The organism is Pedobacter ginsengisoli, from assembly GCF_002736205.1.
GTDB classification, from domain to species: domain Bacteria; phylum Bacteroidota; class Bacteroidia; order Sphingobacteriales; family Sphingobacteriaceae; genus Pedobacter; species Pedobacter ginsengisoli_A.
Genome location: NZ_CP024091.1, coordinates 4,024,050 through 4,035,768 on the forward strand (window position 1 = coordinate 4,024,050; position 11,719 = coordinate 4,035,768).

Consider the following 11,719-nt stretch of genomic DNA (forward strand, 5'->3'; position numbering starts at 1 on the left):
TTTAATAATTAAAATGAATAGTGGTTTTAACATTATTCTTAAAATTCACGATAAGTTTACTGGCCTTTAAATAATTATTGTAACCATTCGCATATTCATATTGAATCAATGAAAGGCTTTCGGCATTTTCTAAAGTAATTTCCCCAATCCCTTCTATTTTAATCGATTTTTCATTCAAAAGCTGCACTATACAATATGGGTGGAAATGAAATGCCAAAATGCCACTACAGGATCCAATCTCATCCAAAATCTCGATCTTATTCCCTGCAAAGGCAAATGATCTTTTATGCAGCGTCTTAAAGTTATGGCGATAACCATCATGCTCGGCAATTAACTGTTTATGGTCTTCTGCTATGATCTTCACCTTGGCACGCTTACCAACTCTAAAACCTCCCCAGACTTCTGATTGATTAGTAGCGTCTATAACAACCGTATTATGAGCCTCAGTTGATCTCTCCCAACTTCTAATATTTCCTATTTGATAAGTGGATGTCCCTGTATCAACAATAAATGGCTTTTTATTTCCATACAATACAAAAGATAAGGCATCAGCATGACTATGACCGGGTTGATATGAAGGACCTATGGGGGCTACATCAACAACACATTCATAAGTATTGGAGCTGAATTTTCTATATCCTGACTCGCTTAAATCTTGAATCAGGGCTTGGGAAAACCCCAATCTATTTCCGTAATCAAAAAGTATATTTGAACTCAATGCTATTCCAGTCGCACTATCATTAAAGTGTGGTATATCTCCGTTCAAAAAAGTCATATTTTTTAACCAATTCAACATTTTAATAGCCTTTTGCTGTACGAATGCTAAAAACACAGGATTCTGTCCCTCTACTTTAGTATACCAATCACATAGTTCAAGAACCCGAAACAATATAATTTGATGATACATTGGGCTTAATTCAAAATGACCTCCATCATCTAATATTTGCTCTTCTAACTCTTTAAATAGAATACTTTCAGCTTTTACTTTCCAATCTTTCTCATCAAAAGCATACCCACTCATAATCAACGCAAAACCATTCTCTAATAAATGATTACCTAATAAATGATATTCAAGATGTCTACTAAGATATTTTGTTTGCCTATAAATTGAATCAACGATTATAGAATCTTGTCTATTTTCAAAAGAACAATAATGAATCATATTCATAATTCTTAGTGAAACCGGATAGGGTTCTAGCTTTAAACGTCCATCGTTAAGCCAGTCTGTTATATTTAAAAGCCAATCATTTTTACTTTCTACACTTAAATCATCATGATTTAAATAATTAAAATATTGAAGATTATAATTCCAAAGCTTACCGTATCCTTGATAATTCCAGTCAATTTTGTCGTGGAAGTCTTGGGATAGATTAAGGAAATTAAAAGCCCTATCGTCACTAGCAAATCCTCCTGGAGAATTTTTCAAACTAAAAGACAACCGATTAAAATAAGAGTCACCCTTAGAACTAGAATTGTAATAATTCAAGTTCCTTCTCTTTTTTAAGCGATAAAAAACCTGATAATATATTTGAACAAGTTTTAAATGTCTTACAGTATCAAATAATAATCTGAATCTACTAATCATCTAAATAAAAACTAGGCTTTTATTTTTAATAGATGTTGCACAATTCTATCAGCAGTTTTACCATCCCATAACTCTGGTATTGCTCCCTTTTTCCATTCCCCAGAGAACAATTTGGTCATAGCTGGTTTTATGGATCTTGGATCTGTTCCGAGCAATTCATTAGTGCCAATTGTAATTGTTTCGGGCCGCTCAGTATTATCCCTTAAAGTCATGCATGGAATACCCATGACGGTAGTTTCTTCCGTGATACCCCCTGAATCAGTTACTACTGCTTTTGCCCGTTCAACTAGATAATTAAATTCCAAATACCCTAATGGTTCGATCATATGTAATCGATCATGGCTAATTCCAAGACCTTCCAGCATCTTGGCAGTCCGAGGATGTACAGGAAAAATCAAAGGAAGGTCTTCACTATTATCGATTATTTCGTGAATAAGTTTTTTAAGCTTTCCTTCTTCATCAACATTTGCAGGCCGATGCAGAGTCATTACGATATACTTCTGTTCATTAAGATTCAAGTCTGTCCAAATATTTGGCTTAATAAATTTAGCCCTATTCTTCAGCAAAGTATCAATCATTGTATTCCCAACAAAAAAAATACGATCATCGGTTACACCAGTTCTCCTGAGACTTTCATTAGCAATTTCAGTAGTAGTGAAGAAATAATTAGTAATGCTATCCGTTACCATACGATTAATCTCTTCTGGCATTGTCCAATCGCCTGATCGGATTCCTGCCTCAACATGTGCTACTTTTACATGTAGTTTTTGAGCGGTAATTGCACATGCCATTGTAGAAGTAACATCCCCCACTACAAGGCACAAACTAGACCTATTTTCTAATAAAAGCTTTTCATAACCGACCATGATAGAGGCTGTTTGTTCTGCTTGTGTGCCTCCTCCTGCTCCAAGATTAATTTCAGGCTCCGGAATTCCCAATTGCTCAAAAAAGTCACCAGACATTTTCTTATCATAGTGTTGTCCAGTATGGATTAAGCGAAAAGAAATATCGTTTCCTGCTTCCATTGCGTCTCGAATTGACGCTATAATTGGAGCAATTTTCATAAAATTAGGCCTAGCCCCCGCAATAATGTCTATAAGCATACTTTTTATAAATGTTTTTATTATGAAATATAATTTCTATATATTAATCCAACTTCCAGTTTTCATACTTTCTATTGCGGCAAAACTGGCTAATGTTGTGTTAATTATTTCCTCCATTTCAATGATAGGCTTCCCACCACCTCTGACACTTTCCATTAAAACCTTGAACTGATTCAAATGCCCTTTATCCTGACCTGATGTTTCAGATGAAAATCCTTTAAACCCAAATCCCTGAAGCTTTCTCCAATTATCCATTACCAGAGTCCGCTCTTGACTGTAAATTTCCAATCGTTCCTTTGAATATGATTTACTCCCATTAGAGAAGTAATTTATTACTGCATTTGTCCCATTTTCATATTTTAGAAGAATTGATGCATTATCAGTTTCCTCACTAGGACTAATACCCATTGAATTCATGCAAACTGACTTCACCTTTGATCCGGCTAGAAACGTACATAAGTCAATAAAATGACATGCCTCGCCAATAATCCTTCCGCCTCCGACTAACATATCATGCACCCATGCATTTGCCGGTATAGCCCCTGCATTCATTGTGGCTATAATATTTATTGGGGTGGCTTCATTTCCCAATAAAGACTTCATTTTAATTGCTAAGGGGGCAAACCTTCGATTGAATCCGACATTTATAGTTTTATCTGTCAATTCATAGGTACTCAATATCATTTGCAGTTCTTCAGAATTTAACGCGAGAGGCTTTTCAACAAAAACATGCTTATTAGCTTTTAATGATTCAATCACCATCTTTGCATGCAAATTGTGGCGAGTTGTAATGAGAATTAAATCAACATCCTTATCTGTTAACAGATTACTGTAATCAGTCGTCGAATTTGAAACACCAAATTTCTTGGCTAGTGTTGTTCCAGATAGTCCTCCAGAGCTTGCGATATACTTAACTAGAGCAGTCGTCTTTTTCAAAGATGGCAATATCATTGCACTTGTAAAATTACCAGCTCCAATAATACCTACAACCCCATTACTTCCTGAAAACTGTTTGCTATCATATGTTATTACTCTTTCTGGTTCCTGTTCTTTATTCTCATAAACAAGAATAGAAGCTATCGATTTAGAACCAGACATATTGCCATAGATATTCTCAAAATCACTCAAGTCAACATGTTCAGTGATTAACGGAAGTACGTTAATATTTTTCTTACTGATGGACTGTAGAACTGCTTCAAAATTTCTTTTTTCAGTCCACCGAACAAATGCTAGAGGATAGTCGCGCCCTTTCTGTTCATAATCTTCATCATACCTACCTGGACCATAGGAGCAAGAAACTTGGAAGGTTAATTCTTTTTCATAAAAATCTGCCCTACTAATATCCAAACCAACAACACCAACTAGTATTATACGTCCACGTTTTCTAGACATCTTTGCAGATTGAGCAATTATTTCATTGCCCTTATTTGAAGCTGTTATGATAACACCATCGGCTCCAATTCCATTTGTAAATGATTCAACAAATTGAACCTGATCATTACCATCGGCAGGATTTACTGCAGTAATTCCAAGGCTTTTAGCCAAAGTGATTTTTTGAGGATCAAAATCAAAGCCAATAACAGTACATCCATTTGCTATTAAAAGCTGTGCTGTTAAAAGGCCAATTAGCCCCAGCCCAACAACAACAAAGGTTTCTCCTAGGGTAGGGTTTGCCAAACGGATACCTTGCAAACCTATCGCGCCTATAACAGTGAATGCCGCCTCATCATCTGAAACATCATCCGGAATTTTTGCAACTAAGTTCTGTGGTATTGAAACATATTCCGCATGGTTTCCGTTAGAAGCCACTCGATCACCCACTTTAAAGTCACTAACTCCTTTACCAACCGCAATGACTTTTCCGACATTACAATAACCTAAAGGTAAAGGCTGCCCAAGCTTATTGAAAACAGCATCGAGAGTTGGTTTTAACCCATCGGTTTTTACCTTATCTAGAACCTGCTTTACCTTATCAGGTTGCTGGCGGGCTTTCTGTAAAAAATTAGCTTTTCCAAATTCAACTAACATTCTCTCGGTCCCTAATGAGACTAAGCTTCTTGTAGTTTGGATCAACACTTGACCAGCCTTAACAACTGGCGCAGGTACTTCTTCTAAAATAGTATTTCCGTTCTTGAGATCCTGAATAATTTGTTTCATTATGTTATTATTTAATAAGTAAAGCGGTCTTGCCTGAACTTGTTCTATATGGTTGATCTCGCTTTACATAAGTTATTTCTAGATTCAGATTCCTTTCGTCAAAAAATTTACTGGCTTCATCTACCTCAATTGAATCAGAAACAAAATGAATTTCAATCTTTCCTACTGAGATTTGTTTTACTTGAATAAATTTTGAATAATTAAAAATTTCGTGATGTCTTCCAAATATCAATCCTGTGAGATTAATCATTTTACCATTATTATCCAATATGAATTCTCCTTCTCTGCCTTTTGTTATTTTGAAACTATTAAGAATTCCTTCATCCGTTTCAATTTCCGATATTCTATCTCCTGTATCATACCTTATTAAAGGTGAAGCAAAATTATAATAACTTGTGGCAATTAACCGATAATCATTTTCCTCTGAGTTTAGAGCTTCTGAAAAACCATAAGTTCCAAAAGGCTCGTACTTAAATCGTTCCTCTTTCTCATAAGCTAAAATTGCCCTTTCAGTATGTCCATACCAAGAGATGGTCTTAACATTAAAAATTTCTTCAATAATTGCTCTATAATGCTCATGAGGATATTCAGAGCCCAAAAAAACCCCCCTAAGTCCTTTTTTTAACAAGGCTCCAAGTTCATTATTTTCATTTTTACAATAAATAGCAAAATCATAAATTGAACTAGGATAGCCATGGAGATAGCTAATTGTATGTTTTTTTAGAATTCTTTTTAGTTGATCTGCAACCAATTTGTACTCCGCATATATATCGACCGCAAAATGATTCCTAACAACATCATATTCGATCGCTTTCCTTAAATCACTTCTTCCTCCAAACATCAATTTAAAATCAGACACTTTATAATTTAACTTGCCCCATACATGATGCATATGGGCCCATTCATGACCCATTGAACTTGGTTGTATGTAAAAACTAAAGGGAGTACCAGAGGATCCACCAGTATTCACAATATATTTATCTGAAACGTATGAACTTCTGTCTTCAATGTCATATTCATTTAATATTGATTTTGATGTTAGAGGTATTTTTTGAATATCATCAAATAATTTCAATTTACTAGGGTGAAATCCTTTACTATCATAGTAATTTTTATAAAACTTGGTATTAGAATAGCTAAATTCCGTTAAATCTTTTATTCTATTCAATATAAAGGTCTGCTTTTCCCTTGCTGAAAGTCTCTCAAACTTCTTTATTTCTACTGCTCTCTTTTTATAAATAGTGGCAAGTCCCGGCCTTAACGAATAAGGAATTTTATTAACCAGCATTCCTATACTGGGTGGGATACATCTTAAATTTTCTTTAAGAAAAACGGCTATGCTCATTATTGGGATTTATAATCATTAAATATTAATGTATGGTCTTATATAATTCCATTACCTGATCTGCACTATTTTGAATAAAAACAGGCATTCGATTTTTATTTTCATATAGACAATCTAAAAAAGATTCTTTACTTGAATTTACGTAAATAAAACAACCTTCTGGGCGATCTACACAATCAGAAGCTATTACCTTTGTATTTAAATATAATGCTTCCTTAACCGATAACGAATCTCCATCAGATGTTGTTGCCCTTATAAATACATTTGACTTTTTTATTATTTCTACAAAAGAATGAGGTTCAGAAATAAATAGAATATTGTCGCTAGAAGCAAAAGCTGAATACTGTTCCTTTAATTTTCCCGATGGATCTGAAATTAAAAGACATGAATTAGGTATTGTCACGAAAATATTGAGCAAAAAATCGATCCCATATAAATCATTTCCATTCTCATCAAGCACATAATTATGAGCATTGGTGCAAGCTATTATATCCTTCTCATTTATTTTAAGGCAAAGTAGTTCATTTATCTTATTTGAAAGTTCATACTCGCTTTCCATTGGTGGGATAAATGCTGATATAAGTTGTACTTTATTTCGGCTATTAATTTTTTTTAGAGCATTTCTGTAGCTATAATCGTTTAATACTAAATTGCAAGATGAAAATTTAAGAGTCATAACATCAAAGAAACTATTAAATGAATATTTTCCGTGAAAAGTTATTATGACTTTCTTATTCATACATCTAAATAAAAATGTAGTTAAAAGTCTAACTATTTTATTGCTAAAGTGAGTATGAATTATTTTTGCTTTTATTATCTTACTGAAAGCTTCCCTCAACTTCTCCTTTTTATAATCAAAAAAGTCACATGGAACCTCCTTATTTAGCAATGTATAAACAAGTCTTGACAAATGAACAGTCACCCCCCCAATGGAGGTGGCATTGTTCCGACTAACAATATCCTCTTATCCGTCATCTAGAATCCAATTAAAACCTGGTATTTAATAGATTCCCATTCCTTAGCATCAATCGCTCCAGATAGCAATTTATTTACAAGGGAATTTGATAAATTTTCTCCGTGATTCAATTTGTAAATATTAAGAAATGCATATTCCTCCATTCCATAACTTAGAGCCTCCCACCTTAAGCTAGAAAAAATCTCATTACCTTTTCTATATATCAATGTATTATCGCTTGTAGGGATTTTTGTACTAATATCCCAAGAACCTCGTCCCTCGCTAAACTGTTTTAGACCAAGAGAGCCAACGGCAGAATTAACATCTGCATAATTCCATGCTCCTATACCCATTGCGTTTAAAGAAAAGGCCTTAATTCCAATCTTTTGATATAAGGAGGCCATTATATTCCGGCTACCAGCTGGAATTTCATACAACCAAAGAGCGGTAGTAGGCTTTTTAAGCTCATTAATTTTTTTTACGAACTCCATGCTACCAGAGTATACTTGTAAATACTCCAGTTTCTTTGCTAAAGGAATCGCATCGTAATTGCCTATTGTTGCAAAAAAAGGATTATTAATATTCTCTGATCTACACCAATCATATAATTCGCTTAGTGTTTTTACACTATTGCCTTTTGGCTCATCATAAGGATAGAGTAAAACATTTTGAGCTGGGATATTCAGATCGGCGAATATATTGGATACAACTTTATTCCATTTAAGAAAACTATCTTTCCACGAACTTGTTAAAACACTCTTTGTATTTTGATTATAACCAAGGTACAGTAAATAGTACTTAAATCTATTATTAGTTCCCTTCAAATACCCCCTTAACTTACTTAACCCTGCTTCACTAATATTCCCAACAGCGGGGAATAAGCCTGGAGGGATAACTAACACATTGGAGTTATGGCTAATTAAATCATCAACAATTTTTGATTTATTCCCCTTTGTCAAGAAGTTATAATCAAAATACGCCCATACATTCAAACTTAATGGATTTTGAAACTTAATATCAGATACTTTGATTTCTTTAGTTAGGATACAAGAGTCCTCGTCTGTATTTATCGTAATCTTTAAAGTCTCATTACCATATTTTACACCATAAAAACGAACTAAAAAATATTGGGTCTTGTTATAAGGTTGGAGTTCAGAACCCTCAACCGGAACCATTCTATCTAAAATATTTCTATTCTTATAGTCCGTCATAAGGGGTAAATAGTATATTTTCACACTTGCAAATTTTGAAAGTACATTTATGCCCTCAACTCTTTTTCCCTTTAAATTATTTACAGCTAGAAGTCTATAATTGGAACCACTTAATAAGACTGGAATAACATCATTTAACTTAACTTTTTGGAGATTATCCAAACGGTTATTCCATGGATAGTACCAGTTGCTTTTTTGTGCAAACGAAGATTCAATAAAAAAGAAGCTACACAATAATAAAAGTATTTTTTTCATATTATTTTTCAAAGTGGTTAACCCTTAATTACAAAATACATCCCAAGTAGTGACAGATATAAAAATAATGTTAAGAGAGCCAAATTTAATCTCATAGTTTTAGTAGCTCCCAAATAAACATTCATACTGGCTATCAAAATTATTGGATTGATCGCCATAATCCTTCTGGTGTCTGCGTTTACTGAAGCGCCAAGAATTAGGATGAGTGCAATAATAAAAAGAACAAAAAGTCTTCTATCTATTAATGCTCTAAGCTTTGCGGAATAAAGAAGTAGCAATAATTGGGCCCAAATAAAAAACCAAAATAAAGCGGCTATACTCAATGGAATAAACCCTAATCCTTCCTTATCTAAACCTACATAAAATGGGAAAGGCAACGTTTGTGAAAACAGTCCCGCAGCTATGTGGCGAATCCCCCAAGGCAATTTCAAAAGAGACGCACCCAAAGAATCCCCTGAAGCGACATCTTTTGAATAACCAAGATACACATCTGAGGTTGTATTTAACATATTGAAGAAATTTCCAATTTGATTACTAATTGCTAAAATCGCCAGTAAAAAAATTGGAAGGACAAGAACAAACTTATATTTTGAATCATTTTCTTCTAAATAAAGATATAAATAAGCGAATAGGAATATCAATGAAAATATACCATGTTCCGGGCGGAACAAAAACACTATTACCGATAAAGCCAAAAATAATGGAACTTTACTTAAGCTTTGCTTTGTGTAAAACAAATAGATCAATAATATAAAACAAAAACCAATAGGAACGTCTCTTACTAAAACGGCAGAGTAGAACAAAGAATAAGAAAGAAAGCCATATAATAAAGTAACAAAAAGTGCTTTTCTTTTATCAAAATAATGAGTGGCTATTATAAAAACATAAGGTAAAATCATTGATGAAAAAAACACAATGATTAATTTTTGAACAATAATACTGTTCCCATCTATATGATTTGTAACAAAAGCAATCATTCCAGAAATTAAGGCAAAAGCTTTCCAATCTGCACAGACGAAATCAGTGAAAGAAGTCAAAATCACATTCCACATTGTTGGCAACTCTCCTAGCATCGAAGCGTAATTGTAAAAATGCACAGAGTCCTTTGCATAAAAATAATCAACAAGCGGGCTTGACACATATGAATAATTACACGCTATCGAATATATACTATAAATAAGAAAAAACAGATAAAAAACATTAACAGAGGTAGTTTTATACTTTTTTATGGTTGTGGAAATTATTAATCTTCCTGTGAAAATCCAGAAACATGCCCAAATAAAAATTGACAGCCTATGCTCTAGAAACATCACTAGAGAAAAAAATAAAACGGAAAGCACCAAAATCAAAGTTCTATTCATCTACTGTTTTCTCAAATTTACAATCAAATTATGCGCCATAACCTTACTAGTAAAGCTACTTTTAAATTTCTTCAATGCATTCTGACCTAATTCCCTTCTAGCAGAATTATTAATTAATAGATATTTCATTTTCCCTTCTAGTTCATCCACATTAAATGAATCTACAATTGCACCTGTTAAACCATCTTTAACTGCCTCAAACACTCCACCCAAGTTCCCTGAAATTGATGGCACTCCACATGCAGCCGCTTCTATATATACTAGACCAAAGGATTCTTCCAACCTACTTGGCAAGACAAAAAGGTCCGCAATAGCATAATATTTAGAAAGTGTTTCTCTATCTACACCGCCAACAAAATTGACACTATTGCTTATTCCTAAACTTTCTGCCTGTTTCTTCAAACTTTCAAGATAACATCCATCACCAACAATCAGGAGAAAAACGTCGGAAAGTTCACTTAAAATCCTTGAATAGGCATCTAACACCTTATCTTGCCCTTTCATTTGAATTAACCGGGAAGCAGAAAGAAGTACTTTTTTACCTAAGGGTATCCCAAAAAAATTCTTTAATTCACTAATTTCATCTGGAGTTCTTACATAAAAGGTATTTTCATTTACCCCGTGCTGAACCAAAGCAATTTTATTTTTAAGTTCTGGCATAAACTTATTCCAAGTTTGTTTCTCATTTTCACTTACGGTAATCAAAAGTCTTTGTCTAGAAAATAATCGTTTTAATTTTCCACTTAAGCTAAAAAAGCGTATAAGCCTAGAAGGCTTGACAAAAAAAGAATTAATTTCATTTCCATGAAAAACACTAATAGACTTTGGAATTTCTTTCTTAAAGGACTGACTAAATACAGAAAATATTTTTTTTGCTCTACCATCGCTTAAAATAATAAAGTCATATTCTTTTATTCTTATAATTTTCTTTATTAAAAAGAAAAACTGCAAAAAATGCAGCCCATTTCGAGGGATAAAATCAAAGACATTAATATCATAGGAGGATTTTAAGCGATTTTTGATAACGGAACTTTCTTGCAAATGATTATATGTTACGATGTCAACATTACATTGATTCGATGCTAGACCTATTGCCATATCATGAGCATAAACTCCGGCCCCTCCAATAATAGGAGGGAATTCGTATGTTATAATAAGTACATTCTGACTATTCATTTCCATCTTCAACTAACCAAGCATTACAAACATAACCTTCTACACCTCGACTACTACTAATTTCACAGGGGTTCCCTCTTACTAAAGAGAAATCTGGGACATCAGTTGTAACATACGTTCCTGGGGCAATCAAAACATTATTTCCGACCTTTATATTTCCCACAATAACCACATTACTTCCAATCCAAACATTATTCCCAATTTTAGGAACTCCTTTAAGCCTACCCCTACTTACCTGACCTATGACCACACCTGGAGATATATTAACATTATCACCTATATGAGTCCCTCCATTTATTATTATATTCCCAAAATGGCCGATATAGAATCCCTTTCCAATTTTGGCTGAAAAAAACTGAAAACCATATTTATAGCTATAATGTCTAACGATTATGTAAAAGAGCCAATACAGAGGATTTTTTTTAGACAAAGTGGACTTAATTCTATAGAAAAACATAAATCTAAATCCTTCTACTAAAAAAAATGATTTTAAAAAAGTCCTTTTGTCAGTCTTTCCATAATAACGATAAAGATCTGATTTTATCAATTCAAAAACTCGTATCATATTTTT

The 11,719-nt window shown here is 33.4% G+C and carries 9 protein-coding genes; all 9 read right to left on the reverse strand.

Features of this window, described 5'->3' with window-relative positions; genetic code table 11:
- Position 1 precedes the first annotated feature (1 nt).
- Positions 2–1,426, reverse strand: a complete 1,425-nt coding sequence (locus CPT03_RS16515) for an alginate lyase family protein (RefSeq protein WP_172954193.1) — start codon at positions 1,424–1,426, stop codon at positions 2–4.
- 170 nt (positions 1,427–1,596) lie between these two features.
- Positions 1,597–2,688 carry a non-hydrolyzing UDP-N-acetylglucosamine 2-epimerase gene (gene wecB, locus CPT03_RS16520; RefSeq protein WP_099439862.1) on the reverse strand — a complete coding sequence of 364 codons (1,092 nt, stop codon included), beginning with the start codon at positions 2,686–2,688 and terminating at the stop codon, positions 1,597–1,599.
- Positions 2,689–2,724: 36 nt separating this feature from the next.
- On the reverse strand, positions 2,725–4,845 hold the full coding sequence (locus CPT03_RS16525) for a bi-domain-containing oxidoreductase (RefSeq protein ID WP_099439863.1): 2,121 nt from the start codon (positions 4,843–4,845) through the stop codon (positions 2,725–2,727).
- 7 nt (positions 4,846–4,852) lie between these two features.
- Entirely contained in the window at positions 4,853–6,190 is a 1,338-nt protein-coding gene (locus CPT03_RS16530) for a hypothetical protein (protein ID WP_099439864.1), read from the reverse strand.
- A gap of 25 nt (positions 6,191–6,215) precedes the next feature.
- A complete protein-coding gene (locus CPT03_RS16535; protein ID WP_157766474.1) occupies positions 6,216–6,929 on the reverse strand; it encodes a hypothetical protein in 714 nt (237 codons plus the stop codon).
- Between the two features lie 236 nt (positions 6,930–7,165).
- Entirely contained in the window at positions 7,166–8,611 is a 1,446-nt protein-coding gene (locus tag CPT03_RS16540) for a hypothetical protein (RefSeq protein WP_099439866.1), read from the reverse strand.
- Between the two features lie 17 nt (positions 8,612–8,628).
- Complete coding sequence (locus CPT03_RS16545) at positions 8,629–9,750, reverse strand: hypothetical protein (RefSeq protein ID WP_172954194.1); 1,122 nt, start codon at positions 9,748–9,750, stop codon at positions 8,629–8,631.
- A gap of 222 nt (positions 9,751–9,972) precedes the next feature.
- Positions 9,973–11,148 (reverse strand): glycosyltransferase family 4 protein, encoded by a 1,176-nt coding sequence (locus CPT03_RS16550; RefSeq protein WP_172954195.1) that lies wholly within the window; start codon positions 11,146–11,148, stop codon positions 9,973–9,975.
- Positions 11,141–11,713: a serine O-acetyltransferase gene (locus tag CPT03_RS16555; RefSeq protein WP_099439869.1), complete on the reverse strand. Its 573-nt coding sequence runs from the start codon at positions 11,711–11,713 to the stop codon at positions 11,141–11,143. Before CPT03_RS16555 ends, CPT03_RS16550 begins: the two co-directional genes overlap by 8 nt.
- Between the last annotated feature and the right edge of the window lie 6 nt (positions 11,714–11,719).

What these genes read in the sequence shown, in the direction of transcription:
- wecB (WP_099439862.1), bottom strand. Translation starts at nt 2,688, where the DNA reads ATGCTTATAGACATTATTGCGGGGGCTAGGCCTAATTTTATGAAAATT.
- CPT03_RS16525 (WP_099439863.1), bottom strand. Translation starts at nt 4,845, where the DNA reads ATGAAACAAATTATTCAGGATCTCAAGAACGGAAATACTATTTTAGAA.
- CPT03_RS16530 (WP_099439864.1), bottom strand. Translation starts at nt 6,190, where the DNA reads ATGAGCATAGCCGTTTTTCTTAAAGAAAATTTAAGATGTATCCCACCC.
- CPT03_RS16535 (WP_157766474.1), bottom strand. Translation starts at nt 6,929, where the DNA reads ATGAATAAGAAAGTCATAATAACTTTTCACGGAAAATATTCATTTAAT.
- CPT03_RS16540 (WP_099439866.1), bottom strand. Translation starts at nt 8,611, where the DNA reads ATGAAAAAAATACTTTTATTATTGTGTAGCTTCTTTTTTATTGAATCT.
- CPT03_RS16550 (WP_172954195.1), bottom strand. Translation starts at nt 11,148, where the DNA reads ATGAATAGTCAGAATGTACTTATTATAACATACGAATTCCCTCCTATT.
- CPT03_RS16555 (WP_099439869.1), bottom strand. Translation starts at nt 11,713, where the DNA reads ATGATACGAGTTTTTGAATTGATAAAATCAGATCTTTATCGTTATTAT.